The organism is Nocardia sp. JCM 34519.1 (genome assembly GCF_020361265.1).
GTDB classification, from domain to species: domain Bacteria; phylum Actinomycetota; class Actinomycetes; order Mycobacteriales; family Mycobacteriaceae; genus Nocardia; species Nocardia arthritidis_A.
This window is the reverse complement of record NZ_JAIRBR010000002.1, coordinates 634,145-660,200: the sequence shown is the minus strand read 5'-3', so window position 1 is coordinate 660,200 and position 26,056 is coordinate 634,145. Positions and strand designations below refer to the sequence as shown.

The 26,056-nt window shown below is 65.8% G+C and carries 29 protein-coding genes; 12 read left to right on the top strand and 17 right to left on the bottom strand.

Annotated elements, in window-relative coordinates; translation table 11 throughout:
- Position 1: 1 nt before the first annotated feature.
- A complete protein-coding gene (uraH, locus tag LGY53_RS09355; RefSeq protein ID WP_225726223.1) occupies positions 2-319 on the bottom strand; it encodes a hydroxyisourate hydrolase in 318 nt (105 codons plus the stop codon).
- Between the two features lie 314 nt (positions 320-633).
- Here uraH and LGY53_RS09350 point away from each other — a divergent pair, with 314 nt between their 5' ends.
- Both LGY53_RS09350 and LGY53_RS09345 read left to right on the top strand, forming a co-directional pair.
- Positions 634-1,233, top strand: coding sequence for an NTP transferase domain-containing protein (locus LGY53_RS09350; protein WP_225726222.1), 600 nt, complete (start codon positions 634-636; stop codon positions 1,231-1,233).
- A gap of 15 nt (positions 1,234-1,248) precedes the next feature.
- Positions 1,249-2,286, top strand: coding sequence for an XdhC family protein (locus LGY53_RS09345; RefSeq protein WP_225726221.1), 1,038 nt, complete (start codon positions 1,249-1,251; stop codon positions 2,284-2,286).
- Between the two features lie 12 nt (positions 2,287-2,298).
- Here LGY53_RS09345 and LGY53_RS09340 read toward each other — a convergent pair whose 3' ends face one another.
- The 4 genes from LGY53_RS09340 to LGY53_RS09325 form a co-directional block, all read right to left on the bottom strand.
- Positions 2,299-3,387 carry an ABC transporter substrate-binding protein gene (locus LGY53_RS09340; protein WP_225726220.1) on the bottom strand — a complete coding sequence of 363 codons (1,089 nt, stop codon included), beginning with the start codon at positions 3,385-3,387 and terminating at the stop codon, positions 2,299-2,301.
- A gap of 95 nt (positions 3,388-3,482) precedes the next feature.
- Positions 3,483-4,280 (bottom strand): ABC transporter permease, encoded by a 798-nt coding sequence (locus tag LGY53_RS09335; protein ID WP_225726219.1) that lies wholly within the window; start codon positions 4,278-4,280, stop codon positions 3,483-3,485.
- Positions 4,277-5,023 (bottom strand): ABC transporter permease, encoded by a 747-nt coding sequence (locus LGY53_RS09330; RefSeq protein ID WP_225726218.1) that lies wholly within the window; start codon positions 5,021-5,023, stop codon positions 4,277-4,279. Before LGY53_RS09330 ends, LGY53_RS09335 begins: the two co-directional genes overlap by 4 nt.
- A complete protein-coding gene (locus LGY53_RS09325; RefSeq protein WP_225726217.1) occupies positions 5,020-5,865 on the bottom strand; it encodes an ABC transporter ATP-binding protein in 846 nt (281 codons plus the stop codon). The genes LGY53_RS09330 and LGY53_RS09325 overlap by 4 nt, the downstream gene beginning before the upstream one ends.
- A 139-nt stretch (positions 5,866-6,004) precedes the next feature.
- Here LGY53_RS09325 and pnuC point away from each other — a divergent pair, with 139 nt between their 5' ends.
- Complete coding sequence (pnuC, locus tag LGY53_RS09320; RefSeq protein ID WP_167479876.1) at positions 6,005-6,706, top strand: nicotinamide riboside transporter PnuC; 702 nt, start codon at positions 6,005-6,007, stop codon at positions 6,704-6,706.
- Between the two features lie 115 nt (positions 6,707-6,821).
- Complete coding sequence (locus tag LGY53_RS09315) at positions 6,822-7,388, top strand: hypothetical protein (RefSeq protein ID WP_225726216.1); 567 nt, start codon at positions 6,822-6,824, stop codon at positions 7,386-7,388.
- A 33-nt stretch (positions 7,389-7,421) separates the two neighbouring features.
- Here the strand turns inward: LGY53_RS09315 and LGY53_RS09310 are convergent, their stop codons facing one another.
- From LGY53_RS09310 to LGY53_RS09275, 8 genes are all read right to left on the bottom strand, one after another.
- A complete protein-coding gene (locus tag LGY53_RS09310) occupies positions 7,422-8,186 on the bottom strand; it encodes a TetR/AcrR family transcriptional regulator (RefSeq protein ID WP_225726215.1) in 765 nt (254 codons plus the stop codon).
- An 8-nt stretch (positions 8,187-8,194) separates the two neighbouring features.
- A complete protein-coding gene (locus tag LGY53_RS09305; protein WP_225726214.1) occupies positions 8,195-9,697 on the bottom strand; it encodes a cytochrome P450 in 1,503 nt (500 codons plus the stop codon).
- Positions 9,698-9,815: 118 nt separating this feature from the next.
- On the bottom strand, positions 9,816-10,607 hold the full coding sequence (locus LGY53_RS09300; RefSeq protein WP_167478286.1) for a DeoR/GlpR family DNA-binding transcription regulator: 792 nt from the start codon (positions 10,605-10,607) through the stop codon (positions 9,816-9,818).
- A gap of 149 nt (positions 10,608-10,756) precedes the next feature.
- Positions 10,757-12,379 carry an AMP-binding protein gene (locus tag LGY53_RS09295; RefSeq protein ID WP_305082706.1) on the bottom strand — a complete coding sequence of 541 codons (1,623 nt, stop codon included), beginning with the start codon at positions 12,377-12,379 and terminating at the stop codon, positions 10,757-10,759.
- A gap of 144 nt (positions 12,380-12,523) precedes the next feature.
- On the bottom strand, positions 12,524-13,177 hold the full coding sequence (locus LGY53_RS09290) for a TetR/AcrR family transcriptional regulator (protein WP_225726213.1): 654 nt from the start codon (positions 13,175-13,177) through the stop codon (positions 12,524-12,526).
- Positions 13,178-13,530: 353 nt separating this feature from the next.
- Positions 13,531-14,436, bottom strand: coding sequence for a carbohydrate ABC transporter permease (locus tag LGY53_RS09285; RefSeq protein WP_225726212.1), 906 nt, complete (start codon positions 14,434-14,436; stop codon positions 13,531-13,533).
- On the bottom strand, positions 14,433-15,332 hold the full coding sequence (locus tag LGY53_RS09280) for a carbohydrate ABC transporter permease (RefSeq protein ID WP_225726211.1): 900 nt from the start codon (positions 15,330-15,332) through the stop codon (positions 14,433-14,435). Before LGY53_RS09280 ends, LGY53_RS09285 begins: the two co-directional genes overlap by 4 nt.
- The gene (locus LGY53_RS09275; RefSeq protein WP_225726210.1) at positions 15,319-16,569 is read right to left on the bottom strand and encodes an extracellular solute-binding protein; all 1,251 of its coding nucleotides are present in this window, start codon (positions 16,567-16,569) and stop codon (positions 15,319-15,321) included. Before LGY53_RS09275 ends, LGY53_RS09280 begins: the two co-directional genes overlap by 14 nt.
- 156 nt (positions 16,570-16,725) lie before the next feature.
- On the opposite strand from LGY53_RS09275, the gene LGY53_RS09270 reads away from it, so the two are divergent.
- From LGY53_RS09270 to LGY53_RS09250, 5 genes are all read left to right on the top strand, one after another.
- Positions 16,726-17,640, top strand: a complete 915-nt coding sequence (locus LGY53_RS09270) for an SIS domain-containing protein (protein WP_225726209.1) — start codon at positions 16,726-16,728, stop codon at positions 17,638-17,640.
- A gap of 74 nt (positions 17,641-17,714) precedes the next feature.
- The gene (locus LGY53_RS09265; protein ID WP_225726208.1) at positions 17,715-18,659 is read left to right on the top strand and encodes an ROK family protein; all 945 of its coding nucleotides are present in this window, start codon (positions 17,715-17,717) and stop codon (positions 18,657-18,659) included.
- A 199-nt stretch (positions 18,660-18,858) separates the two neighbouring features.
- On the top strand, positions 18,859-20,019 hold the full coding sequence (locus tag LGY53_RS09260) for an N-acetylglucosamine-6-phosphate deacetylase (protein WP_225726207.1): 1,161 nt from the start codon (positions 18,859-18,861) through the stop codon (positions 20,017-20,019).
- Positions 20,016-20,963 carry a 1-phosphofructokinase family hexose kinase gene (locus tag LGY53_RS09255; protein WP_225726206.1) on the top strand — a complete coding sequence of 316 codons (948 nt, stop codon included), beginning with the start codon at positions 20,016-20,018 and terminating at the stop codon, positions 20,961-20,963. The genes LGY53_RS09260 and LGY53_RS09255 overlap by 4 nt, the downstream gene beginning before the upstream one ends.
- Before the next feature lie 28 nt (positions 20,964-20,991).
- On the top strand, positions 20,992-21,819 hold the full coding sequence (locus tag LGY53_RS09250; RefSeq protein ID WP_225726205.1) for a class II fructose-bisphosphate aldolase: 828 nt from the start codon (positions 20,992-20,994) through the stop codon (positions 21,817-21,819).
- Positions 21,820-22,160: 341 nt separating this feature from the next.
- Here LGY53_RS09250 and LGY53_RS09245 read toward each other — a convergent pair whose 3' ends face one another.
- Complete coding sequence (locus LGY53_RS09245; protein WP_225726204.1) at positions 22,161-22,979, bottom strand: Scr1 family TA system antitoxin-like transcriptional regulator; 819 nt, start codon at positions 22,977-22,979, stop codon at positions 22,161-22,163.
- A 235-nt stretch (positions 22,980-23,214) separates the two neighbouring features.
- Between LGY53_RS09245 and LGY53_RS09240 the strand changes: the two genes are divergently transcribed.
- The 3 genes from LGY53_RS09240 to LGY53_RS09230 all read left to right on the top strand — a co-directional run bounded on the left by LGY53_RS09240 (position 23,215) and on the right by LGY53_RS09230 (position 25,153).
- Complete coding sequence (locus LGY53_RS09240) at positions 23,215-23,517, top strand: hypothetical protein (RefSeq protein WP_167478295.1); 303 nt, start codon at positions 23,215-23,217, stop codon at positions 23,515-23,517.
- 269 nt (positions 23,518-23,786) lie between these two features.
- A complete protein-coding gene (locus tag LGY53_RS09235; RefSeq protein WP_225726203.1) occupies positions 23,787-24,218 on the top strand; it encodes a DUF4254 domain-containing protein in 432 nt (143 codons plus the stop codon).
- Between the two features lie 185 nt (positions 24,219-24,403).
- The gene (locus tag LGY53_RS09230) at positions 24,404-25,153 is read left to right on the top strand and encodes a hypothetical protein (protein WP_225726202.1); all 750 of its coding nucleotides are present in this window, start codon (positions 24,404-24,406) and stop codon (positions 25,151-25,153) included.
- Here LGY53_RS09230 and LGY53_RS09225 read toward each other — a convergent pair.
- Genes LGY53_RS09225 through LGY53_RS09215 form a run of 3 tightly spaced genes read right to left on the bottom strand, consistent with a single transcriptional unit; the run spans position 25,143 to position 26,056 of the window.
- Entirely contained in the window at positions 25,143-25,427 is a 285-nt protein-coding gene (locus LGY53_RS09225; protein ID WP_225726201.1) for a DUF3349 domain-containing protein, read from the bottom strand. The genes LGY53_RS09230 and LGY53_RS09225 overlap by 11 nt on opposite strands.
- A gap of 13 nt (positions 25,428-25,440) precedes the next feature.
- Positions 25,441-25,776 carry a DUF3349 domain-containing protein gene (locus tag LGY53_RS09220; RefSeq protein ID WP_225726200.1) on the bottom strand — a complete coding sequence of 112 codons (336 nt, stop codon included), beginning with the start codon at positions 25,774-25,776 and terminating at the stop codon, positions 25,441-25,443.
- A 4-nt stretch (positions 25,777-25,780) separates the two neighbouring features.
- A complete protein-coding gene (locus LGY53_RS09215; RefSeq protein WP_225726199.1) occupies positions 25,781-26,056 on the bottom strand; it encodes a hypothetical protein in 276 nt (91 codons plus the stop codon).

The window sequence follows — 26,056 nt, the reverse complement described above, 5'->3', positions numbered from 1 at the left end:
ATCAACTCCCTCGATAGGTGGAGAACGCGAAGGGCGAAAGCAGCAGCGGCACGTGATAATGCCGCTCGTCGCCGACGGTGAACGAAATCGAGACCTCGGGATAGAAGGTCTCGATACCGTGTTCCGCGAAATATCCGCCGGTGTCGAACACCAGCCGGTAGACGCCCGGCGGCAGCTCGACGGCCAGCGCGCCGATCCGGCCGTCCGCGTCGGTGACGGCCGAACTCAATTGCCGCACATCGCGATACACCGAAACCGAGATTCCGGCCGCGGGCGTGCCGCGCATGGCGTCCAGCACGTGCGTGCTCAATGTGCTCATCCGAGCGGTCGAATTCGCTCGGTCGTCGCCGATTCCCTACGCATGAACCGCCTTTCGGTCGGTGGATCGTCAGCACCCGGATTCCCGGTCGCGGCCGATCCGGATGCCTGCGTAGACCGAGTTTCCCGCGGCGCGCGCAGCAAACACGTCGGCATCGGCGCGTCGATCCGATGCCACGGATCCAGCATCGAGTACCGCATGCACGCTCGCCACCCGAACGAGCAAGATCACGTTCGGCGTGTCGCGATCGACCGGAGGAGTTCCTAACATATTTCGGACACCCACCGGCAACCCGGACCGGCTACCGTCTACGCATGGCTGCACTCGACAGCACACCAACCCCTCCCAGCTGCGCGGGCATCGTGCTCGCCGCGGGCGCGGGCACCCGCTACGGCATGCCGAAGGCACTCGCCGAAAACGGCGACTGGCTGCGCGCCGCGGTGGCCGCGCTGCGCGACGGCGGCTGCGACCCGGTGATCGTGGTGCTCGGCGCGACGGGGCCGTCACCGGACGCGGTCGCACTGCCCTCCGGCGCCCGCGCGGTGTGGGCCGCCGACTGGGCCACCGGGATGGGCGCCTCGCTGCGCGCCGGTTTGCGCGCGGCGGCCGAGGCCGGCGTGCGCTACGTCGCGATCATGCCGGTGGATACCCCGGACGTCGGCGCGGACGTGGTCGCCAGGGTGCGCGCCGCCGCCTTCGCTTCGCCAACGGGCCTGGCGCGCGCTGTGTTCCACGACACACCTGGGCACCCCGTCGTTATCGAGCAAAACCATTGGAACGCGGTTTTCTCGGCGGCGGAAGGAGATTCCGGCGCGCGCACCTATTTGTCCGGTAACAACGATATGGTGTGCGTCACGTGCGACGACTTGGCGACAGGCAGCGATCGTGACTACCCGGCCGGCGCCGCACGCTGATCGGAGCGAAAACTGATGCGGGACATCGTCGACGACCTACTCCGGCTGTGGCATTCCGGCCGGACCGGTGGCCTGGCCACCATTGTGCGGACCGTAGGAACCGACACGTTCCCGGTGGGCTCGGCCATGCTCGTCGGGCCGGAGGGCCAGGCATACGGCACCATCGGCGGCGGCCCACTGGAGGAAACCGTCTACGAGGCCGCCTTCCAGGCCGCCCGCATCGGCCATCGCGGATTGCAGCGGTACGCGGTGGCCACCGGCCGGGAGACGAGTTCGCTCGGCGACGGCACGGTCGATATTTTCACCGAGCCGTTCTCCCGCCGCGACTTTCCCGAATTCCCGACGGTGGCCGCGGAAATCGCGGCGCACCGACGAATCACCGTATTCACCGTCGTGTGGAATGCCGATCCGGATGTGATCGGCCAGCACCTGATCACCGACAAGCGGCACGGCACCGAACTCATCGCGCTGCCCGAATCGGATATCTTCGTCGCCTCGTTCGCACCGCCGCCGCGGCTGATCATCTTCGGCGCCAACGCATTCGCCGCCGCGCTGACCACCCAGGCACGGCTCATCGGCTACCGGGTCACCATCTGCGACGCCCGGCCCGACTTCGCGTCGTCGAGCGCGTTTCCGGGTGCGGAGGTGGTGACCGACTGGCCGCACCGCTATCTGAACTCCCTATCCGCTGCCGGTGAAATCGATTCCGACACGGCCATTGTCGTGCTCGCACACGATCCCAAGTTCGAGATCCCGCTGCTGACCATCGCGCTCCGACTACCCGAGCTGGGTTATCTTGCCGCACAGGGCGATTCGATAACCCACAGCCGAAGGATGGAAGATCTGCGGGCGGGCGGCTTCGACGAGGCGACGCTGGCCCGCCTGCACTCCCCCGCCGGACTCGATCTCGGCGCGCGCACCCCGGCCGAGGTCGCGGTCTCGATCATCGGCGAACTGCTCGCCGCCCGCTCCGGACGCACCGGACGCACCAGATCCGCCCCACCGCCCCCGCCCGCCACAATCGCGAAAGCCCCAGCGCGAATGGGGCTTTGACGAATCCGTCGGCTACTTCAATTCCGGATGCTCGGCGAACAGCTCGCGCAGGACCGATAGATCGAAGAGCTTGTCGGCCTTGATATCGATCTTGGCGCTCTTCAGGGCGGCGACATTCTGCTCGATCAGCTGATCGGTCATGGTGAACAGCCCGTTCGCCTTGGTCTCCGCCGAGGCGACCAGACCGTTCTGCGCCGCGGCCTCCTTCGTCTGCTCGGCCAGATCCAGCTTCTGATCCTTGCCGTACACCTCGACCGCGAGCCGGGCGGCCTCGGTCGAATCGGCCACCGCATCCTTCCAGCCCTTGATCTCCGCGATCAGGAATGCCTTGAGCTTGTCACGCTCCTTGTCGATGGTGGACTGCTTCACCGTCAGCGTCTCCGCGACCAGCGGCAGGTTGTAATCCGCGAACAGGAAGTTGGTGTTCTCGAATCCCTTGGCCGTCAACGTAATCGGTTCATTGGTCACATAACTGACCCAGCCGTCGACCTCGCCGTTGGCCAGCGGGCTCGGATCGAATTGCGCGGGCACGATGGTGACATCGCCCGGTTTCATCCCGTTGGCGGTGAGCAGCGCGTTGAAGATCAGCTGGTTGCTGTCCTGCACACCGATCTTGCGGCCCTTCATATCCTGCGGGTTCTTGATCGGTTTGGCGGCGGAACTGACGATGCAGAAGGGGTTCTTCTGATAGGTGGTGCCGATGATCTTGGCGGGCAGGCCCTCCAGCACCGCGGGCGCGGTGGTCTGCGGGGCGGACATGCCGATCCAGATCTTGCCGGTATCCAGGCCCGCCTCCACCGAGGTGCTCGCAGCACCGCCCGCGATGAGATTCACCGAACCGAATCCGGCGTCCTTGTAGTAGCCCTTGGAGTCGGCGAAATATTCACCGGCGAATTCGATGTTCTTCAGCCAGGACAGCTGCACCGCGACGGTGCCGTATTTGGATCCGTCCGCGGACGAGCCGCTCGACGAACCGCCGGAACCGCCGCATGCGGCGAGCAGTCCGCTGCCGCCGAGCGCGGCGCCGGTCAGCGCGGAATAACGAAGAAAGGCTCGGCGGTCCAGGTTCGGCCCGAACGAAGAGCGTTGCACGGGTGTCATGGGCCGAATCTAGGGGGATTTCGTTTCAAATTCTTTGCTTTCGAGTTCCGGATGTAAATTCGCGCGAATCGGCCCGGAGTTATCGGATCATCCCATCAGCGCCCGGCGTCCGGGCCGAAACGGGCCAGGACCAGGTTTTCCACCACGCCGACGATCGCGTACAGCACCACCGAGACCAGCGTCACGATGACGATCGATGCCCACAGCCGGTTGTACTGGAAGGTGGGGATGGCCCGGATCAGGGTCGAACCCAAACCCGTTCCACTGCCGAGCCATTCGCCGAGCAGGGCACCGATCAGCGCACCCGGCACCGAGATTCGCGCTGCGGCGAATACCGAGGGCAGCGCGGCGGGCACCGCCACCATCCGCAACCCGGTCCAGCGCGAACCACCGTATGCCGCAACGAGATCCAATGCCTGCCTCGGCGCATTACGCAAACCCGCCATGATCATCACCAGTGCCGGGAAGAATACGACGATGGCGGCGAGCACGGTGACGCCGACCAGCCCGCGCCCGAAGACGAGCACGATGATCGGCGAGAGCGCGACCAGCGGCACCGAACGCAGCAGCATGGCCACCGGCATGAAGGTCTGTTCGACCGCCGCGACCGATACAAACAGCGCCGCGACGACCAGCGCCGCGAGCATGCCGATGCCGAAGCCGATCGCCGCGTCCCGCAAGGTGATCTGCAGATCGTCCAGGATCGCCTGCCGCACCGTCGGGGCGCTGTCCGAACTCACCAGATACCGCCAGATATCGGCGGGTGTCTTGCCGACCCGCGGACCGACCTGCGGAAATGCCTTCAGGAAGACAATCCAGATGATCAGCATCAGCACCAGCGAGGTGAGCAGCGGAAACAGGAACAACCCGATCCGCCGTAGCACATTCTTCATCGTGTCTCCTGTGCCGTCCACGGCGCGACGAGCCGGGCGGCCAACGCGACGATCACGTAACCGAGCCCGGCCAGCGCGGCCGCCGCCAAGGCCATTCCCCAGGTGCGCGGCACGTTGTACGCCGTCTGCGCCGCCGTCAGCGCGACGCCGATACCGCTGTCGACACCGCCGAGATATTCACCGATGATCGCGCCGAGCACCGCCGATGGCGCGGCAATCTTCAAGGCCGCGAAGGTATTCGGCAGCGCGGCGATCAACTGCACCCGGTACAGCCGCTGCCAGCGGCCACCGCCGTACGCGCGCACCAGGTCCAGGCTGGTCGCATCGGCCGAGCGCAGACCGGTAACCGTGCCGACCATGGTGGTGAAGAAGCAGTACATCGCCGCCAGGAATACCGTCGGGGTGCGCCCGCCGAAGACCACCAGGATGATCGGCCCCAGCGCGAGCAGCGGCGTGCAGTAGCTCAGAATGGCCAGCTGAGTGGCCAGCGATTCGATCGGCGGGATCAGCACCACCAGGATCGCCAGCCCGATGGCCAGCGCATTGCCCCACACGAAACCCTTCAGCGCGCCGAGCGCGGTGATCCGGAAATTCGGTCCGTACAGGCCCCAGCCGTCGGTGTACATGGTGTGCAACACCTGCCACGGAGTCGGGATGGTGCCGCCCGCGACGCCGAGTGCCGCGACGATCCACCAGATGGCGACCAAGCCGGCGATGCCGAGCGCCCCGCCGAGTCGCTTCATGACCGGCCGTCCTGATCCGTTGTGGCGCTGGGCGTTTCGGTGACCACGCCGCCCGTGCCCGACTTGCCGAACAGCAGCTCGGATAAATAATCGTGCAGCTTGTGGAATTCCGGGGTCCGCATCATCTCCGGTAGTCGCGGACGCGGCAGATCGATCTCCACCAACTCCAGCACCCGGCCCGGCCGCGGGCTCATCACCGCGACCACGTCGGAGAGGAATACCGCCTCGGCGATGCCGTGCGTGACCATCAGTGTGGTAGCGGGCTTTTCGGTCCAGATGCGCAGCAGTTCCAGGTTCAGCCGCTGGCGGGTCATATCGTCCAGCGCGCCGAACGGCTCGTCGAGCAGCAGCACCGTCGGCTTCATCACCAATGCCCGCGCGATCGAAACCCGTTGGCGCATACCGCCGGACAGTTGCGCGGGCTTGGCCTTCTCGAAACCCTCCAACCCGACCAACCGGATCAGGTCGGCGATCAACCCGGCATCCGTGCCCATCCCCGCCACCTGCAGCGGCAGCTTGATATTGGATTCGACTGTGCGCCAAGGCAATAGCGCCGAATCCTGGAATGCGATACCGAGGTCGTGGTGTCCGCGCAGCTCGGCCGGGGTCTCGCCGTTGATCAACGCCTTACCCGAGGTCGGCGTCTCCAGACCGGCCAGGATGCGCAGCACGGTCGATTTACCACAGCCGGACGGGCCGAGCAGCGAGAGGAACGCACCCTGCTCGGTATGCAGGTCGACCGAGTCCAGCGCCTGCACCGTGCGCCTGCCGACCTTGAAGATTTTGGTCAGCCCGCTGATGTGAATACCTGTCCCCCCGGCAGGGCTGCTTTCCGTACTCATGCACGCAACCCTAGAAGGGGTCGGTTGCGCAGATATTGCAAATCGCCATCCAAGATTGCGCGGTCGTTACGTCGACGCCGATTTCCGCAGGCCGCGCCCCGGCTGGATGAAACCGCCGCCGACTCCGGTTACACAACAGGTGAATCCTCTGGTCGCGCTGCTGGACGCCAAACTGCACATCGCGGGCTCGGAGATCCTCTGGCGCGAGATTATCGGCAATGCCTTCGGGGTGGCCTCGGCGGTCGGCGGGATGCGCAGGCGGGTGTGGGCGTGGCCGGTCGGCATCGCCGGAAACGCGCTGCTGTTCACCGTATTCCTCGGCGGCGTCTTCGATACGCCACAGCATCTGAATATGGCCGGGCAGGCCGGGCGGCAGCTGATGTTCATCGCGGTCAGCGTGTACGGCTGGTGGCAGTGGTACCGGCACGCGCGCATCGATACGGGACTGGAGCATCGCGGCGTCGACCCGCGCTGGGCCTCCATGCGCGAGCGATTGTTCCTCGTTGTCGCGATGCTCGCCGGGACCGCGCTATTCGCTCAGCTATTCCAAGCACTCGGATCTTATGGGCCTTGGGCCGAAGCCTGGATCTTCACCGGATCGGTTCTCGCCACCTACGGTATGGCGCGCGGCTGGGCCGAATTCTGGTTGGTGTGGATCGCCGTCGATATCGTCGGAATTCCATTGTTGCTGAAAGCGGGTTATTACCCTTCCGCAACACTGTATTTCGTGTACGCGGGGTTCGTGCTGTGGGGATTTGTCGTGTGGGCCAGGAACCTTCGTTTCCGGAACGTTCCAGGGCGGAACCCCAGCAACGTTCCAGAAACGGTGGCGGACAGGTGAATCGGCGCGGTTGAGGGCGGTCGTCAACGGCTCGGCGTGTTGCTTTTTGGCGTGTTGGCAAACCCACGTGTAGCTTCCCTCATCGAAATATTGTTCGAATGAGTTAGGGGGAAGTATGTTCAATCAGGATCTAGCAGAACGTGTCGGTGCGCTGGAGAGCCGCGTAGAGAAGATGGGAGAGAAGTTGGAGTGCACAGCCGATATCTCCCGCGAGGCGCATAATGAAGCGATGGCCGCCAAGGACGCCCATCATCAGAACATTGTGCTGCTCAATGCGCTCCGGGAAACCCAAACCGAGCAGGGCTCGGTTCTGGCGGGACACACGAAAATGCTTGAACAGCACCAAAAAACCCTCGACGAGCACACCGCGATCCTCGGCAAGCTCACGGTAGGCATGCACGAGATCGAAGCATTACTACACCGCCAAGAAGAGCTGTTCGAGAAACAGGATGCGCGGCTCGACCGGCAAGAGGAGTTGTCGCGGACGACAAGCGAAAGACTCGACACGATCGATACCAGGTTCGAGGCAATCGATACCAGGTTCGACACGATCGATACCAGGTTCGAGGCAATCGATACCAGGTTCGAGGCAATCGATAGCCGATTCGAGTCCATGGACTCCAGGTTCGACGTCATCGAAACGCTGATTCGCAAACACTTCAACGATCCGGTAGAGAACTGATCAGCGGAGTAGGGCGCGGGATCATCCCGCGCCCTACTCTGTTGGTTCAGCCTCGACCGGTTGATCGGCGGCAGTGGAGAGCAGCTTGCTGAGCACCGTGCCCACCTGAGCGGTCCGGTCGAAGTGATACCCGAGGTCGGCGGCATGCCCCGCGTAGAGGTGCCACACCGATGAAGTCAGCAGGCGGGCAATGGATTCCTGGTCGGGACGCGCGGAATCGTCGGGGGTGCTGAGGTATTGGGTGACGACGCCCTCGACCAGCCCCGCGACGCCGTACACCAGCGGGCGGTACCGAGTGACATCGATGGCAAGCATCGACGTCCACGAGGAGAAGGTGTTCCACAGTGTTTCCGCGACATGCTGGCGTCCGATCAGCGGGCTGGTTTCGTCGGCGGCGTGCCCGTGTACCAGTCCGGTCTGGCCGAACCGGTACAGCCGAGGATGGTCAGCGGCCCAGCGCACCACCGTGCGCATCACCGCGAGGATGATCTCCTCGGAATTCTTGGCCGGATCGAGTACCAGCACCTCCTCGATCGCGGCCGTATACCGATCCAGAATGAACTCGCGGATTCGCGAATCCAGATCCTCCCGGTTCTCGAACTGCCGGTAAACCACCGAGCGGGCCAGTCCCGCCCGCTCGGCGATCTGTTGAATCGAAACCTCGACGCCCGGATCGTTTTCCTCGAGCAGCTCCACCGCCGCCTCGAGGATGCGGGTCTGCCGCTCGGAATTGTGTTCCCGCCAGCGTTGACCGCCCCCGCGTCTGCGATGGGTACGCATATGGACGGGCGGCTTCACGGTCCCGACTATACGGCGGTGTCGGCGCGCTCCTGCTGCGGCAGGAATCGCGGACGCATCGGCAGCGGCCCGTCCGGACCGCCGGTGAACGAGATCTGCCTGCGCACCCTGGTATCGGAGACGGCATCGAACTCGAGGTGCTGCGCGAAGGTGGCCACCACCATGGTCGCCTCCAAACTGGCGAAACCCGATGCGACACACATCCTTTTGCCCGCGCCGAACGGCATGGTCGCCCGCTTGTGCGCGCGCTCCACCCGCTCCGGCAGATAGCGGCTGGGATCGAATTCCTCCGGCCGGTCCCACACTCCCGGGTGATGGTGCACGCCGTGGATGACGATCGCGATCGTATCGCCCGGTTTTATCGGGTAGCCGCCGATCACATCGTGATCCTTTGCGGTCCTTGCCAATCCGATCACCGGCGGCAGCAGCCGCATGGTCTCCATGATCACGGCCTGGGTCCACGGCAGCCGGTCCAGATCCTCGGCGGTGGCCCGCCGCGAGCCGAGTGCGGTGCGCACCTCGTCGCGCAACCGGTCACGGGCCTGCGGATGTTCCGCGAGCAGCTGCCACACCCAGCTCAAAGCCGTTGCGGTGGTTTCCATTCCGGCGCCGATGAAGGTCATCAGCTCGTCGTGGATCTCCTGATCGCTGTAGCGGTAACCGGTTTCGGGATCCTCGGCATCCATCAGCAGGCTGAGCAGATTGTCCTTGCGCGCGATCCGGCCGTTGCGGGCGTCGGCGATCAGACCGTCCACCACCCGCTCGGCATGGCGCAGATCGCGCATGCTCCGCGGTTCGGTCACCCAGCCCGCCGCCCGCATGACCCGCATCGGCAGCCTGCTGTTCGGATCGCGCCGCTGCAACCAGGTCGCGATGTGGTGGATCGGATGACTGAGGTTGGTCATGAATCCGCGACCGAAGAAGCGCAGCAGTCGCCACAGCACCACATCGGACATGGGCCCGGTGATATCGGTGCCGAACATGGTGCGGGCGGTGACATCCAAAGTGAGCCGGTTCATTTCGGCGCCGACATCTACGATCCCGTCTGCGGCGGCGAGTTCCCGGATCCGCGCCACCGCGTCCTCGGCGGCCTCGACCATCACCGGCGCGAACCCATCCACATTGCGCTTACCGAAGATCGGCTGCACCAGGCGCCGATTGCGTTGCCACAGTTCGTCGTTCAGGTCGGTGACGAGTCCGCGCCCGAAGGCGACGGCGAGCATGTCGTACTCGGGGCTCTTCATGTAGTTGTTCTGATTGGTGACGAGCACGTGCCGCGCCAGCTCCGGGCTGCGCAGGATGATGAATTTCTTGAACGGCACCCGCGCGACCAGCACATCGTCCTGCCCGGGCAGCGCGGCGACGTAGTCGACCACGGTGTGGTCGCGCACCCGCGGCAGCACCTTCAACGCCAGCAGCCAGGAACGCCACCAGCCGATCTCGGTGCGGTGCCAGCGGATGAAGGTGGGCGCCCAGCGCGGTGGGTGCAGGGTGGTATCGACATCGGACATGGCTCGGTCCCCTTGCCGTGAGGTTTATATGGGACGACGCGTCCCACTAAGGCTAGTGAGACACGGTGACCCAGTCAACAAGCGCTTCGAGCCCGGCCCGCTAGGCCCACCCGTCACGCTAGACGACGTCGACCCGTACCCCCGTCGACCGAATCGCGGCCAGCGCGACCGGATCCGCCGCCGCATCGGTGATCAGCAGGTCGACCTCCTCGATCGGACAGATCCTGGCCAACGCCGTCTTCTCCAATTTGTCCGCGGTGGCGACCACGATGACGTGGTGCGACCGCCGCACCATCTCGGTATTCACCCCCGCCTCATCGATATGTCTGCACTGCGCGCCGCCCGCCGCGGAGATGGCGTTCACGCCGAGGATCAGCTCGTCCAGATGCAACTCCGCCAGCGCCCGCTCGGCCAGCGGGCCGTGCAACTCATAGGATTCGCGGCGGGCCACCCCGCCCAAACAGATGGTCCGCAGATGCGGGCGCAGCACCATCTCGCCCGCGATATTGAGCGCGTTGGTCACGATGGTCAGTTGATCGTCCGCCGACTTGCCGAGATCGGGCCGCCCGGCCAGCGCCCGCGCGACCGCCGAGGTGGTGGTGCCGCCGTTGAACCCGACCACCGCGCTCGGATCCACCAGTGCCGCAGCATATTCCGCGATCCGCTGTTTCGCCTCGCCGCCGGTCTGCCGATAGCGGGCCGGCAGGTCGTACGCCACCGAGGTGGCGACGACGCCGCCATGCGTGCGGGTGGCCAGCTGCTGTTCGGCCAGCGCGGTGAAATCGCGCCGCACCGTGGCCGGTGAGACCCCCAGCCGCTCCGCAGCGTCCTCCACCGAGAGCCTGCCCGATTCGGCGAGCAGTTCCAGCAACCGATTCCATCGCTGCGGCCGATCCGTCGACCCGGTCATTTCCCGCCGCTCCGCTCGCCGCGACCTGCCATTTCTGTACGCACGCGAACAATATGACCACAGCGCGCCGCGCGACCGCGCGAAATCGCCTCAGCGGCGCATGTCCAAGGCGGCCCAACGACGAAGGTCGCAGGAACCGCCGAGCCAACTCAGCCCGCGGACAGCTCCCCGCGCATCAGCTTCCCGGTACTCGTCCTCGGCAGTTCGTCGACGAATACGACCTCTCTCGGCACCTTGAACCGGGCCAGATTCGCCTTCACATGGGCGCGCACCGCGTCGGCATCCAGCGCGGCGCCGGGCCGCCGGACCACGAAAGCCGCGAGCAGCTGGCCGAATTCGTCGTCGGGAACCGCGACGACGGCCGCGTCCGCGATATCCGGGTGCCCGTAGAGCAGTTCCTCCACCTCACCGGGAAAGACGTTTTCGCCGCCGGAGACGATCATGTCGTCATCGCGGCCGTCGATGAACAGCCTGCCGCCCGAATCCCAGTGCCCCACATCGCCGGAGGACAGCAAACCGTCGATGCTGTCTTTGGTGCCGCCACCCGAGTAGCCGCCGAACGAGAGCATGCTGCGCACATAGATGGTGCCACGGCGGTCGGGTTCGGTTATCACGCAACCATTTTCGTCATAGAGTCGTACGGTGCACACGGTCGGCGGCCTGCCGACGGTACCCGGCGCGGCGCGCCAGTCCTCGGGGGTCGCGACGGCGGCGACGCCGACCTCGGTGGAGCCGTAGAAGTTGTAGAGCACCTCACCGAACATCCGGACGGCGGCATCGCCCAGCGCGGCGGGCAGCGCCGATCCGGCACTGAAAATCACTTGTAGGCTTGATGTTTCATACTTGGCAAGCACCGTCGGCCCCAGCTCGAGTATGCGGCGCAACATGGTGGGCACCAGTACCAGCACCTCGGCGCGGTGCGTATCGACCGCGTCCAGCGTCGCCTCGGCGTCGAATCGCCTGCGCAACACCACCGTCGAGCCCAGGGACAGCGCCAGCATGAACTGATTCAGGGCCGTACCGTGGAATAGCGGCGCGGCCAACACCGCGGTCTGGTTGCGGCGCAGTGGAATTCGTTCCAGCAGAGCCGCGGCAGCCAGCGGCGAGCGCACCTCGCGCGGGACACCCTTGGGCAGGCCGGTGGTGCCGCCGGTCAACAGCACGAAACCGCCCTGCCGGATGGGCGGCGGCAATTCGTCCGCCGCATGGTCCGAGATCAGCTCATCGACCGATGGAATCCGGCCGACCCCGGCGTCGTCATGCGCCGCGACCACCCGCCGGATCTCAGCGGGCAACTCCGCCAGCAAGCCGTGGAATTCCTGGTCGTACACAACGGCGTGTACACCCTCGCGCACCGCGACATCGGCCAACTGTGGGCCGGCGAAGCCGGTGTTGAGCAGCACCAATCGCGCCCCGATCCGCGCGGCGGCGAGCATGGTGTCGACCAATTCGCGACGGTCGCGGATCAGCGTGGCGACCGTACTGCCCGGCCCGAGACCGAGATCGAGCAGACCGCGGGCCAACGCGTTGGCACGCGCCTCCAATTCACGGTAGGTCAGCGGGCCGAGCTCATCGATCACCGCGACCCGGTCCGGCTCCCGCCGCGCCGAGATGCGCACCGGCCCGGCGATCGCGCCGTACCGCCGCACCGCCCGCGCCGCGCGTGAAATATCCAGTGGCGCAAGCAGATTGATCATCCCGGCGCGCTGCAGCACGCCCACCGCATGCGCGTTGACGGCCGCCGCGCGCACCACGCTGCCGATGGCAGACATACCCGCTCCCTCCGGTGAATCGTCGCCCGCCGCGTACCGGTGCGGGTCATACCGACTCTAGAGAATTCCGAGCCAATTCGGCAAGACATCTTTTCAGATAGTTTGCACAGAACCGCCCGACCCCCTCTGGGACGAATTCGAAAATCAGGCCATGCCGAGTCCGGAATTGACGAAATGCGCGATCTCATCGCATATTTCGTCGACTGAGACAGTGGTGTCGGGCAGCGTGGTCTGCACCAATTCCTGGGCCAGCGAGTTCACCGCGCCGATCACCGCGAGCGTGAAAAGGTCGAAACGCCGCGCCTTGATCTCCCCGCGCTCCACCGCCCGCTCGGCCTCGCTGGTCATCAGCATGGACAACAACCTGCGCTGCTGGCGCCGCCAATTCTCCACGGCGGGACTGACTCCGACCACTTCGACATAACACACCCGGGCCGAGCGGTGATCGGCGCAGGTCACCTCCAGGTACGCCCGGAATCCGTGCACCACCCGATCGGCCAGCGGCTCGCCCTCGGATTTCTCCAGGGCCGCCAATGCCCGCTCGACGGCGTGCGAGGTCGTACGATTCACCAGCGCGATGAGCAGCGCCTCGCGGCTGCCCATATCCTCGTAGAAGCTGCGCGTGGAGACATTGGCCTCCGCACACAACTTTTCGATCGATGTCGCGGCATAACCCTGGGTACCGAATAACTCCAACGCCGCATCGATCAATCGCGTCTGCCGCTGTGCTACCCGCTGCTCCTTGGACAGTCCGCCGTAGCTGCGACCGTCTTTGGTTTCGTCATCCCGCCGTGCCACCGTTCGATGCTACCGCGCAATGCGGCCCGGCTCCGGCATCCGCGCCGCTACCTCTGCGCACCGAACGTCCGCGGCCACCGAGTCAACGAAATCGCCTGTGCGAGTTGTTATTAGGCCATCTCGCGCACCGATTCCCGACCCACTACAGCCGATCGATCCTTCATCAATCAGGGGACACTCGAAAATCGATCCGAAATTCGGGCGCCCCCGCCAACGAATCCCCGACAGACCGCCGGAATCGACCGGATTCACCGACATAAGCGCCCGAACATACCGCGGGCAACCGACGGGCGGCACACGGTTCCGGCAAACCGAGAGCGGACTCTCCATGGTGTGCCGCGCGCCGGTCGGCTCTACTTCACACTTCCCGCGGTCAGACCCGCCACCAGGCGCTTCTCGATCAGCGCGAACAGGATGACGACCGGAACAATGCCGACGGTGGAAATGGCGAAAACGTATTGCCACGAGGTGTCGTATTGCCCGATGAACTTGGTCAGCGCCACCGAGAGCGGCTGATTCTCCGGCGTGGTCAGCACCACCAGGCTGGCGGCGAATTCGTTCCAGCACGACACCGCGACGAAGATCGTCGCCGTCACGATGCCCGGCCAGACCAGCGGCAGGCTGACCCTGGTCAGGATCTGGAAGCGGTTGAGGCCGTCGAGTTGGGCCGCCTCCTCGATCTCCACCGGAACACCGGCGAAGAAACTGTGCATGATCCAGACCGCGAACGACAGGTTGAACGCCGCGTTGACCAGGATCATGGCCAGCCAGGTGTCGTTGATGCCGAGGGTGAAGAATTCCCGGATCAGGCCGGTGACCAATACGGTCGGCTGCAACATCTGGGTGACGAGCACCAGCCCGAGGAAGATCGCCTTACCCGGAAACCGGTGGCGCGCGGTGTGATACGCGGCCGGAATGGCCACCAGCAGCACCAGCACGGTGGCGCACACCGAAATGATGACGGTGCTCGCCAGATTGAACGGCAGCGGCGTCTCCGGCGTATTCCACATGGTGGAGTAGTTATCCGGATGCCACTTCTCCGGCAGATAAGTCGGTGGGATGCGCAGGATTTCGGCGCGGCTCTTCAGCGAGCCGAGCAGCATCACCAGATAGGGCGCGAGGAAGATCAGTGCGATCACCGCACCGACCGCGCTGAGCTCCCAGCGCCTGCGCCTGGTTCGGCCACCGCGCCGTTCCAGCGTGTGTTCCGGTGGGACGGTTACGGTTTCGATCCGCGCCAAATCGGTCTGGGTAGTCATGCGTCAACCTGCTGCGTCGGTTTGATGAGCTTCACGTATATCGCGATGATCACGATGATCAGCACGAAGTTGAACACGCTCATCGCGGCGGCGGTGTCGACGTGCTGGTTCTGCCGAATCAGCTTGAACGTCAACGTCGTCGTGGTGTCGGCCTGGAATCCGGCGATGCTGCCGGTGATCACCTGCAGGATCGGCAGCGAGTTGAAACAGTTGATGATGTTGATGATGGTGGCCACCGCGAGGGCCGAACGCAGTTGCGGCAGCGTCAGATACCGGTAGCGCTGCCACGCGCCCGCGCCGTCGATCCGGCCCGCCTCCTCGATCTCGGCCGGAATCGATTGCAGCCCAGCCAGAATCGTGTAGGTGGTGAACGGAATGGAGACGAAGACGGCCACCACGATCGCGACGATGAACGCCTGGGTCGGCTGTTTGGTGAACCCGTAACCGCGATCCAGCAACCCGATATCGACCAACAGCCGGTTGAAGATGCCGTAATCCGGATCGAGCAGGTAGTAGAAGACCGTCGTCGTCATCACCACCGAGGCCGCCCACGGAATCAGGACCGCCATCCGGACCGCGGTGCGGCCCGGAAAGTCCTTGTTCAGGAACTGGGCGAGCCCGGCCGAGATGAGCAGGGTGATCCCGACGACCGCGACCACCCAGACCACCGTGTGCAGCAGCACCGTGCCCAGCTCCGAAATACCGAACAGGGCACGGTAATTCGCCAAACCGGCGGCCCCGCGGTCCTGTCCGTACGCACTGAGCTTGCGGGTGCTGGTCCACACCATGTAGAGCGCGGGGAAGGCGACGATGGCCGCGATCAGGACCAGCGAGGGTCCGATCCACGGCATCGCCGCCAGCGTGCCCTTACCGCGTCGCACGTTACTTAGCGGCATCCGAAACCCGCTGTAGGACCTGCGCCGGGTCCTGTCCCTGCCCGATGGTCCCCATCTGCTGCCGGATCGCGCCCTGCGCCTTGGCCCAGTTCGGGTTGTTGCTCGGGTAGAACTTGGCCACCGGGAGCGTCGCGGCGAATGCCTTGGTCACCGGGTCGTCGGCGAGTTTGGCCGCGGCCGACTTGGTGATCGGGATGAAGCCCTCGTGCTGCACGAAGTTGGCGTAGGTATTGGCCTGATAGAAGAAGGTCAGGAACTTCTTGATGCTGTCGGTCTTCTTGCCGTCCTTCTTGAACGCCATCAGATGGTCGGCGACGCCGAGGGTGACCGGGGTGCCGCTCTTGGTGGGCGACGGCGCGGTCGCGTACTGCAGACTCGGGTTCTTGTCCTTGATCTGGCCGATGGTCGGCGGCAGACCCTCGATCATGCCGATCTTGCCCTGGATGAAGGCGTTGATCACGTCCTTGCGGTCGGTCGCGCCCGGATTCGGTTCCGTCGCACCGGAATCGATCATCGCCCGCATCGCCTGCACACCCTCGAGGTTCTGCGGGGTGTTGATGGTGAGCTTGTCACCGTCGGACCAGCTGCCGCCCGCGCCGAAGGTCCAGATGGAGGTCTCGCCCTGCGCCTCCTCGCTGCCGAGCGGCAGGCCGTAGCCGGAAACGCCGCCGCCGAGCGCCTGGATCTTCTTGGCGTCATCGGTCAGCTCGGCCCAGGTCTTGGGCGGCGCGGCGATATTCGCCTTGGCGAACAGATCTTTGTTGTAGAACAACGTCCGGGTGGAGGCGAACAGGGGCAGCGCCCACTGGGTGCCGTTGATCGAAGCGTTCTGTTTGAAGGCCGGCTCGATATCGGCGAGCACCTGATCGGAGACGATATCCGAGGCCGGGTACAGCTGGCCGTCGGCGGCGAAGGTGGAGTACGCGTCGATATTCAGGATGTCCGGGGTTGTCGACTTGGACTGCAGTTTGGTCCGCACCACGTCGTTGATCGAGTTCCAGGACTCCATCTGCAAATTGACGTCGATGCCCGGATTCGCCTTCTTGAAGTCCGCGATGATGCCGTCCCACAGCGCTTTGGTGCCGGTCGGACCGTCGCTGTAGACGGGGGCGAGGAAGTTGATCGTCGTGTCGGAGTCGTCGGAACTCTTCGACCCGAACCCACACGACGACGTCGCCAGCACAACGCTTGCGGCTATCGCGACCCCGGCCACTATGCCGTGGAGTGGTCTTTTCACGAGCAGAACCTTTCAAAAAGTGCGCACCCACACCATCGGACCGATGATGATGGAACGAACGATCGTTTGACCAACAATCTAGACCCAATAGTGATCGAGTGTGACTGTTTCGCTCAGATATTTGACATGAACGATCACCGGGCGGATTCTGTTCGTGTGCCGATCTCCGCTCATTCCACCCCCGTGACCCACCTCGCCACCGAGGTCGCCACCCAGCCCGAAGACTGGGTCCGCGCCGCGACGATCGCCGCCGACCACAAGGCCGTGCTGCCCCAAGAGGGCGAGCGCGTCGCCGTAATCGGCTGTGGCACTTCCCTGTTCATGTCCCGCGCGATCTCCGCGCTGCGCGAGGAGGCGGGCCACGGCCTGACCGACGCGTGGCCGGCCAGCCAGGTGCGCTTCGGTCGCGAATACGACCGCTACCTGGTGATCTGCCGTTCCGGCACGACCACCGAGGTGGTCAATGCCATGCGACAGATTCCGGCGGATATTCCGCGCACCGTCGTCTGCAGCAGCCCCGGCACCCCGGTGCTCGGCCTGGGCGATCCCATCCTCATCGATGAGGTCGATGAAAAGTCGGTGGTACAAACGCGTTTCGCCACCACCGCGCTGGCCATCCTGCGCTGGCACCTCGGCGAGGACCTGAACCCGGTGGTCGCCCAGGCGCGCGCCGTACTCGCCGAGGATCCGGCCGAATCGCTCGCCGCGGTGCGCAAGGCCGAGCAGATCAGCTTCGTCGGAATGGGTTTCGCCGCCGCCATCGCCGATGAGGCCGGGCTCAAACTGCGCGAATCCTGCCAGTCCTGGACCGAGAGCTATCCGGCCACCGAATGGCGGCACGGCCCGATCAGCATCGCGACGCCCGGTCGCGCGGTGTGGGCATTCGGGCCGCTGGAGCCGAATTTCGAGGCCGATGTCGCGGCCACCGGGGCCCATCTGGAATACCGCGAAATCGATCCGATGGCCGATCTCGTTCGAGTGCAACAGCTCTGCATCCTGCGGGCGGCCGATCTCGGCCTCGACCCCGATCACCCGCGCAGCCTGGCCCGCTCGATCATCCTGGACCAGTGAGACAGGGGCACACGGTGACCGGCGCGACTTCGAAGCCGACGACATCAGCGCGGCCGGGAACTACTGTGCCCGAAATGGGAGCTGCGGAATTCACTGGGGATCTTTCCCCAGACGCGTTGGTGCTCGGCATCGACGTCGGCGGAACGACGATGAAGGGCGAGGTCACCGATGCGGCGGGCCTCGTCTACGCGGCGGGCGTGCTCGAAACACCCAAGGGCGAGGCCGCTTTCGACACCATGGTGGCGCTCGGTGACCAGTTGCTCGCCGAATTGACCGACGCGCAGCGCGATCTCGTCGCCCGCGGCGCGGTGATCGTGCCCGGCATCGTCGATATCGCGCGCGATATGGCGGTGTTCAGCAGCAATATCGGCTGGCGCGACGTGGTGATCGGCGACCGGTTCAGCGAGCCATGGGGTATGCCGGTGCTGTTCGAGCACGACGTCACCGTCGCGGGTTGGGCCGAATGGCGTTTCGGCGCGGGCCAGGGCGTCGACGATGTGTGCGTGCTGATGCTCGGCACCGGGATCAGCGGCACCCTCTCCGTCGGCGGACGGTTGGTGCGCAGCGGATACGGACAGGTCGGCGAGTACGGGCACATTCCGGTGCGCTACCCGAACGGATTGCGTTGCGCCTGCGGCAATATCGGCTGCGTGGAAACCGTGGCGTCCGGCGCGTCGGTCGCGCGGGCCTACGCCGCCCGGACGGGTCACGAAACCCGGGGCGCCGCAGAGGTTTTCGCCCTGCTGGACACCGACCCCGATGCCAAGGCGGTGATCGCCGACGCGGTCGATGCGCTGGCCGACGGGCTGATCGGGGTGGTGCACGCGGTCTGCCCGCGGCTGGTGGTGCTCGGCGGCGGCCTCGCGGGCGCGGGCGCCGCGCTGACCGAACCACTGCACCAAGCGATTTCCGAACGCCTGCGCCTGGTACCGGCACCCGAAGTGGTCGTCGGCCGATTCGGTGCGCGCGCAGGACTCATCGGTGCCGCCCGTTTCGCCCGCTATGGAGATCTCCTATGAGCCACCGTGGATCTCGGTTCCATCAGCCCCACCCGCACCGCGGGAAGACACTCTCCCGCGCGGTCCCGCACCGGCTGGCCATTGCCGGCCTGCGCCCGCACGATAACGAAGAGCGCTCAGACGAATTCGAGCTGACGCAGAAAGGTGAGCTGTCGGGCGAGTGCCTGCGGTGCGGCCGGTCCGGCGTTTGGTGGTGCCCGTGGGCGCGCTGAATCAGCGCGCGGTCCGCGGCCGGATCGTCGCGGCAGGCGCCGAGATGTACGACGGCGTGGTCTCCATACTCGGCGACCGGATCGCCGACGTCACACCGTTCGCGGAATGGGTTGCGACCCATCCTGATTCACCGACTCCCGAATTCCAGGGCACGATACTGCCCGGACTGGTCGACATCCACAACCACGGCGGCTACGGCCACCGGTTCGACACCGTCGACGCCGACGAGGCGCGCCGCGCCGCCGAATTCCATCACGGGCGCGGCACGACGACCTTGCTGGCCAGCGTGGTCACCGCACCGGGAGACGAGATGGTCGCGCAGGTCGCGATGCTGCGCGGTTTGGCCGAGGACGGGACCATAGGCGGGATACACGCCGAAGGGCCGTTTCTGGCCGAGGCCCGGTGCGGCGCACAGGATCCGCGTTATCTGTGCGATCCCGATCCCGAGCTCACCGAACGGCTGCTCACCGCCGCGGGCGGACAGCTGCGGGTGATGACGCTCGCACCCGAGCGGGTCGGATATGACAAAGTGGCACAACGGCTTTCGGACTGCGGCGTGGTGGTTTCGCTCGGCCACAGCGATACCGAATTCCCGCTGTTCCGCGCCGCGTTGCGGCCGAACGGATTCGGCAGCCTCGTCACCCATCTGGCCAACGGGATGCCGCCCCTGCACCATCGCAGGCCGGGGCCGGTCGCGGCCGGATTGGTCGCCGCGGGCGACGGCGACGCGATCGTCGAACTGATCGGCGACGGCGTTCACATCGACTCCGGCTTCGGCGAACTGGTCTTCGCGACCGCGCCGGGACGGGTCGCGCTGATCACCGACGCCATGCAGGCGGCGGGCATGCCGGACGGGGAATACGTGCTCGGACCGCAGCAGGTGACGGTGACCGACGGCGTCGCCCGCATCGCCAACGGTTCGATCGCGGGCGGCACCAGCACCCTGCTCGATTGCGTGCGCTGGGCCGCCCTGGAATGCGGTGTGCCGCTGCGGGATGCGGTGTGCGCGGCCAGTTCCGTTCCGGCACAGGCGATCGGGCTCACCGGCGTCGGCGACCTGCGGACCGGTCTGTTTGCCGATCTTATTGTCGTAGATCGCGATCTCCGCTTGCGCCGGGTGCTCAGGCGAGGAGAGTGGTTGTCGTGATCCTCACCGTGACAATGAATCCCGCTTACGATATGACCTACCGAGTCGAACGATTCGAGCGCGGGCAGGCGCACCGGGTCAGATCGGTGGAGCAGCGCATCGGCGGCAAAGGCATCAACGTCACCAGGGTGCTGAATCAACTCGGAAAATACGCGCGCGCAACCGGTTTCAGCGATCATGCGTTCGCCGCGGCGGCCGAGCTGGAAATGCCGGTGGATTTCGTGCACGCGCTGCCCTGGGTGCGCCGCACGGTGGTGATCAGCGAATCGGTGGACGGTACCGCGACCGCGCTGTGGGAGCCGGGCGCCAGGATCACCAATCCCCATGCCGCCGAGCAGCTCGCGGTCCGGGTGACCGGAATGCTGCCCGATATCAACGGATTGGTGATCTCCGGATCGTTGCCCGGGGGCATCGATCCCGGGCTGCCCGCGCAGATCGCGCGCTCGGCGCTCGCCGCGGATATCCCGACCATCTGCGATGTCGACGGTGAGGCGCTGCGGCTCGCCGCCAGGGTGCCCGGCATCGTCCTCATGCCGAATACCGATGAGCTGCAACGGCTCACGGGCGGCTCGCCGCGCACCGCCGACGAGGTGGCCGCCGCGGCGCAGCCGCTCATCGAGCGCGGCGTGCGCGCGGTGATCGCCACCAGGGGCGCCGAGGGCATGGTCGCGGTCACCGCCGAGGGCGCGTGGACCGCGGCGCTGCCCGAGCCGATTTCCGGAAATCCCACCGGTGCGGGCGATTCCGCGACCGCAGCGGTGATGGCGCTGCTCTCGGAGACCGCGATACCGGATTGGCCCGCCATTCTGACCGACGCGGTCGCGACCTCCGCCTCGGCCGTCGTGGTCCCGGTGGCGGGCGAGATCGATCGCTGTCTGCGCGACCGCCTGCTCCCGACCGTCGTGGTGGCGGAACTGGCCTGCGCCAAGGAGACCGCCCGATGACACCCGTTCGCCCCGAGGAGAACACCCTATGCCGTTGACGCCCGTGCCCGAACTGATCGCCGCCGCCCGCCCCGGCGGCCTCGGCGCCTTCAACGTGATAACGCTGGAGCACGCCGAGGCCATCGCCACCGCCGCCGAGGATGCGAAAAGGCCGGTGGTGCTTCAGCTTTCGGAAAACACGGTGCGCTACCACGGCGGCATCGCGCCACTGGCCCTCGCCTGCCTGCGCATTGCGGCCGACTCCCCCGCGGCCGTCGCGGTACACCTCGACCACGCCACCGACCCCGAATTGGTGCGCGCCGCGGTCGATCTCGGCATTCACTCGGTGATGTTCGACGGTTCGACCCTCGACTACACCGCCAATGTCGCCGCTACCGCCGAGATCACCCGCTGGTGCCACGATCGCGGCGTCTTCGTCGAGGCCGAGCTCGGCGAGGTCGGCGGCAAGGACGGTGCGCATGCCCCCGGCGTCCGCACCGACCCCGACGAGGCCGTCGAATTCGTCGCGAGCACCGGGGTCGACGCCCTCGCCGTCGCCGTCGGCTCATCGCATGCCATGCACACCCGCACCGCCGAACTCGACAACGAACTCATCGCCCGGCTCGCGGCCAAGGTCCCCGTCCCGCTGGTGCTGCACGGTTCGTCCGGCGTCCCGGACCCCGGCCTGCGCGCCGCCGTCGAACACGGCATGACCAAAGTCAACATAGCCACCGCGTTGAATGTCCGCTGGACTCGGGCGATCCGCGAGGTCCTGGACAGTTCGCCCGAGCTCTCCGACCCCCGCAAATACCTGAACCCCGCCCGTGCCGCCATCCATTCGGAGGTGACGCACTTTCTCGCGCTACTCGCGCTGTAGTTGCGATTTCAAGCAAATATGGGTCCGACCGGCGGCGCTGGTTGCAGGGGATGGCGCCGCCGGTCGGCTGGGGAGGGATGGCTGGGAGCATCCACTCGTTTGTCGTCGAGCGGGAGGGCTGGCCGGCGGCGCTGGCTAGGTGACGCCGCCGGTCGGCAGGGAAGGATGGACGCGGGCAGTGCGTTCACCCCGACTCGATCTCGACAGTTTCTATGCTGCGCCCGCGAACTCGAGGATGCAGCGAATCGAGCTGTGAGTCAGCTGGGAGTATTGCTCGGTCGCGTAACGATCGGACGATTCGGGCAACCCCCCGGCGAATACGACGACCCGAGTCGGCGCGTCTACCGCCCGCTCAGTCTGCGTTCGATCAGCGTGAGCGAATCCGCGGGCGACAGCGCGTGGTCCGCGAGTGCGATCGCGAACATGGTGTCGACGTTGTGCACCGGCTCCGCATCCTCGACCACACCGAGATGCAGCAACGTCTCGGTCCAGGCGATATCGGGCAGCAGGGCGCTGTCGAATCCGAGCAGATGAAATGTCGCACCGCCCAGTAGCGCACCACCGGGCGCCTCGAACGGGATCACCCGGATATCGACGGCCGGATGCCGTTCGACCACCGAAAGCAGATGGCGCAGCTGACCTTCCATCACCTCGGCGCCACCGGTTTGCTGAGCCAGCGCCGCCTCGCCGATGATCGCGGTCAGTCGCAGCGGATCGGCGCCGGACAGCCGATGCTGTCTGTGCATTCGCACCTGGACCCAACTATCGATTTCGACCTTGCGGACGCGAGCGATGTCGTTGTCTATCACCGCTCGGGCATAGTCCGCGGTCTGCAGCAGCCCGGGCACCAGCACGCTCGAATAGGTTCGGATGCTGTCCGCGCCGTATTCCAGGCCGTACAGCCGGGCGATCTCGACCGGAAGCAGCCCACCGTAGGCCGACCACCAACCGCGCTGCTTGGCGGCCTCCCGCAGCCGCAGCATCTCCGCTTGTTCGGCGGGGTCGAACTCGAGCAGTTCCATCAGCCGCTTGAGTTTGTCCGCGGCGAGGATCCGTTCCTTCTCCACTTTGGACCAATAGGACAGGGTGAATCCGAGCTCCTTGGCGATTACGCCGGGACTGACGTCGAACTCGTTGCGGCGACGCCTGATTCGCAGCATAAGCTCCCAACGAGCGACCGTTGGCGAGAGTGGTGCCATCGTCCGATGGATCCTTCCAGCTCTGGCAGTGCGTGGGATGAAACTACTACGCGGCACGTCGATCCCGGATTCCACCTTTTCGATACGTCAACTTGACGTATCTATCGACCGGACTCTAATCTTCGCGTGTCACACATCACAGGCGGGAGCTCTCTTGCCGGGCCCGCACGGCGGCGGGATGTCCAAGGGGGTTCTCATGTCTGTGCATGTCATCGATCGAGTGTGGATGGTGGGCGACCACACGGCCCATCAGGCACGCCGGGTCGCCGATGATCGCTGGGTGGTGTCGTACCTGCGGGGCCGGATGCTATCCACCGAGCAGGCAACTGCCGCGATTCAGGCGGCCGATGCGGCGGCGTGGGTGGAAGACCTGGCTCGCCACATGGGCCTCACCGCACTGGAGGCAATCGGTCTCGCGGTAACCGAAAGCCCATGGGAGATAGGGCCACACCGACGCCGCAAGCGGTTCACCCGTCCACCCGGACGGCATCGCCGCTGACGGCGGCGCGCTCATCGGCGCCGCCTCGAGAGCAAAACCTTTGTGCGATAGAGCAATCCGATCACCTGGATGCAGGGAGGCATCTACAACACATCACCGTGCGGAACCGGGCTGCCCCCGATGCCCGGTCACAAGAAACCCCTCGACAAGCGGATAGCGCGATGGCGGGCGAAGCGAACCGTCATCGACCCACGCAGGCGATCGATATCCACCGGTCACACACAGAACTGCTTGTCCAGCAAGGTAATTCGCTTCAGGGGGTTATTCCGATGGAACCATTGCCAGCCAAGGAACAACTGCTCGCCGCATGCCGGGCGGCACCGGTGAATGGACATCCCGTGCTCGAATCCGCTTATTTTCTGGCGGGATTACATCGACGCCGCATGGAGGCTCGGCCGGGCGCAGCCGCGGCGATCGATGAACACCGCACCAGGCTGGTGCACGCCATCGACCGCTGGGTCGCCAGCGAACTGCCACTACCGTACGGCGGTGCGCATATGCACACCGAAAGCGTTGGCGCCGTGGTGGATCGGCTCGCCCAGTACTCGGTGACCGCACACCGGATCATTGCCGAAGCGCCGGAGTGGGTAGTACACGCGGCGTGGGAGCGCCTCGCCGAACTGGCACTCGGCTACGAGGATCTGGCCTACGAGGTGTCGGCAGGGCTGCGCAGGCTCCCCAGCCATGATCACTACGACTGATCTCGACACTCGCGGGAAACGCCGCGCCGGGCACGCGCGATCGCTCTGCGCGTGTCCGGCCGCGGCGGATTCCCGAAACCCGTTATCTACCAGCATATTTCCGATCCAGTGGCGCGGCTGGCCCCGACACGCGGACCGTAGGCGCCTCCGCCGCATTTCATGCCGTATCGCTATAATTCGAACGCATGCGAAGCGCGCGGATCGGATGGGCGGTTGCGGTCGCGGCACTGTGCACGCTGCCATCGATACCGCCGAAAGCGAACGCGGACATAGGCTTTTGCGATGGTGAGGCGCGCACGACCGCGCTGCGCCAAGACGAGGCGCGGGTACTCGCCCGGCTCGGAAACCTGACAACGCTGCGCGGTCCGGTGGATCTGGCCGGTTTGGCCGCCGTGGGCTATCCGGTGCCGCCGAATATGCTCACCAGCTTCGTGAATCTCGGCGTCACGATCGCCCGCGCGGATTCGTTCATCGGTCAGCAGGTGCGTTCCGGGTATCCGGCGGCGCTGTTCTACCGGCCGAATCCGCAGGTTCCGTATGTGAAAGACCCGTACCGGCCCGCATTCCCGTATCAGCTCATCGGCTGGGAGCACGACACCGCGTACACCCCCGCCGCGCTGCCGACCTCACCCGATCTCTGTGTGAGCCAACTGGATTGGTTCGTACACGAGCAGGGCGTGCACGCACTGGCCGACTGGACCTTCACCCCGCAGCCGCCGCCGGAGCACTACCGCGGCGCATCCAGCGGCGACCTGGTACCGCTCCCGACCTCGGCCTTCGGTCCGACAACCGGTCGATACTGGACCATCCACGTGTGGCGCGATCCGGCCGGTGGCCCGCCGACCATCTCGGTGCAGCGCCCATACGACTACATCCCGGGCGTCTCGATCCGGCCGAACGCCACCTTCTTCTATCCGGAGCACCTCAGTCGTTGAGCGGCCAAGCCCTGGCCTCCAGCCGGGCCCGCACCCGCGCGACATCCGGCTCGGACGGCATCTCGTTGGTGACCTTGGTGATCAGCACCTGGATATCGGTCTTATCGATCGGATGCTCGCCGGTGGACCACAGTTCCTCGGCGATCTGGCGCACCTCGTCGTCGGACAGCCGCCTGCGCAGCAGCGCGAGCAGCGGGACGTAGTCGGATTCCGGGACGCCCTCCGGATAGCCGGCCCGCAGCCAATCGATGATCGCGTTGAGGAAAGGTGGCATAGGCGAACGCTTTTCAGTCGGTTTCGGATAGTGGTGTCGCCAGCGGCCAGCCACCGGCGGCCAGATGCGATGCGACGCGCGCGACATCGGCCTCGCCGGGTTGTTCCTTGGCGAAACGGGCGATGGCCTGTTCGATCTCGTCGCGGCCTATCGCGCCCTCCTCGCGTCCGTCGGCCAATTCCTCGGCGATCGCGACCACCTCGTAGTCGGTGAGGTGCCGGTGCAGCACGGCGAACAGCGCGACATAGTCCGATTGCGGAATGCCCTGCGGATATCCGGCCCGCAGCCAGCCGATCACCCGGCTGAGCACGCGCGGCCGCAGCTGCCCGAACTTCGACTGCTCAGTCACGGCATCACCCCTGTCCGAACATGTGGATACCGAATCGCGCGGCGATGAAGGCCTTCGCGGTGTAGAGGATTCCGGTGACGATAGCCGCGATCACCACGGCGAAACAGGCGAACGCACCGGCCAGCGCCGGGTAATTGCGCTGCGCCGCACCGCCTCCGGGGACCGCGACCGTCCACAGCCGTACCCCGAATGCGAAGATGATCGGCAGTCCGGCGCCGAGCACCAGCCCGGCGAGCAGCACCTTCCACAGCGCGTTCAGATTCGTGATCAGCGTGTGCAC

Excerpts from the sequence above, each read along its gene's own strand:
- LGY53_RS09285 (WP_225726212.1), bottom strand. The coding sequence starts at position 14,436 with ATGACTACCCAGACCGATTTGGCGCGGATCGAAACCGTAACCGTCCCA.
- LGY53_RS09250 (WP_225726205.1), top strand. The coding sequence starts at position 20,992 with ATGCCGTTGACGCCCGTGCCCGAACTGATCGCCGCCGCCCGCCCCGGC.
- LGY53_RS09225 (WP_225726201.1), bottom strand. The coding sequence starts at position 25,427 with ATGCCACCTTTCCTCAACGCGATCATCGATTGGCTGCGGGCCGGCTAT.
- uraH (WP_225726223.1), bottom strand. The coding sequence starts at position 319 with ATGAGCACATTGAGCACGCACGTGCTGGACGCCATGCGCGGCACGCCC.
- LGY53_RS09335 (WP_225726219.1), bottom strand. The coding sequence starts at position 4,280 with ATGAAGAATGTGCTACGGCGGATCGGGTTGTTCCTGTTTCCGCTGCTC.
- LGY53_RS09240 (WP_167478295.1), top strand. The coding sequence starts at position 23,215 with ATGTCTGTGCATGTCATCGATCGAGTGTGGATGGTGGGCGACCACACG.
- LGY53_RS09345 (WP_225726221.1), top strand. The coding sequence starts at position 1,249 with ATGCGGGACATCGTCGACGACCTACTCCGGCTGTGGCATTCCGGCCGG.
- LGY53_RS09265 (WP_225726208.1), top strand. The coding sequence starts at position 17,715 with ATGGGAGCTGCGGAATTCACTGGGGATCTTTCCCCAGACGCGTTGGTG.
- LGY53_RS09300 (WP_167478286.1), bottom strand. The coding sequence starts at position 10,607 with ATGACCGGGTCGACGGATCGGCCGCAGCGATGGAATCGGTTGCTGGAA.
- LGY53_RS09230 (WP_225726202.1), top strand. The coding sequence starts at position 24,404 with ATGCGAAGCGCGCGGATCGGATGGGCGGTTGCGGTCGCGGCACTGTGC.
- LGY53_RS09315 (WP_225726216.1), top strand. The coding sequence starts at position 6,822 with ATGTTCAATCAGGATCTAGCAGAACGTGTCGGTGCGCTGGAGAGCCGC.
- LGY53_RS09280 (WP_225726211.1), bottom strand. The coding sequence starts at position 15,332 with ATGCCGCTAAGTAACGTGCGACGCGGTAAGGGCACGCTGGCGGCGATG.
- LGY53_RS09245 (WP_225726204.1), bottom strand. The coding sequence starts at position 22,979 with ATGCTGCGAATCAGGCGTCGCCGCAACGAGTTCGACGTCAGTCCCGGC.
- LGY53_RS09295 (WP_305082706.1), bottom strand. The coding sequence starts at position 12,379 with ATGTCTGCCATCGGCAGCGTGGTGCGCGCGGCGGCCGTCAACGCGCAT.
- LGY53_RS09305 (WP_225726214.1), bottom strand. The coding sequence starts at position 9,697 with ATGTCCGATGTCGATACCACCCTGCACCCACCGCGCTGGGCGCCCACC.
- LGY53_RS09330 (WP_225726218.1), bottom strand. The coding sequence starts at position 5,023 with ATGAAGCGACTCGGCGGGGCGCTCGGCATCGCCGGCTTGGTCGCCATC.
- LGY53_RS09325 (WP_225726217.1), bottom strand. The coding sequence starts at position 5,865 with ATGAGTACGGAAAGCAGCCCTGCCGGGGGGACAGGTATTCACATCAGC.
- LGY53_RS09235 (WP_225726203.1), top strand. The coding sequence starts at position 23,787 with ATGGAACCATTGCCAGCCAAGGAACAACTGCTCGCCGCATGCCGGGCG.
- LGY53_RS09340 (WP_225726220.1), bottom strand. The coding sequence starts at position 3,387 with ATGACACCCGTGCAACGCTCTTCGTTCGGGCCGAACCTGGACCGCCGA.
- LGY53_RS09350 (WP_225726222.1), top strand. The coding sequence starts at position 634 with ATGGCTGCACTCGACAGCACACCAACCCCTCCCAGCTGCGCGGGCATC.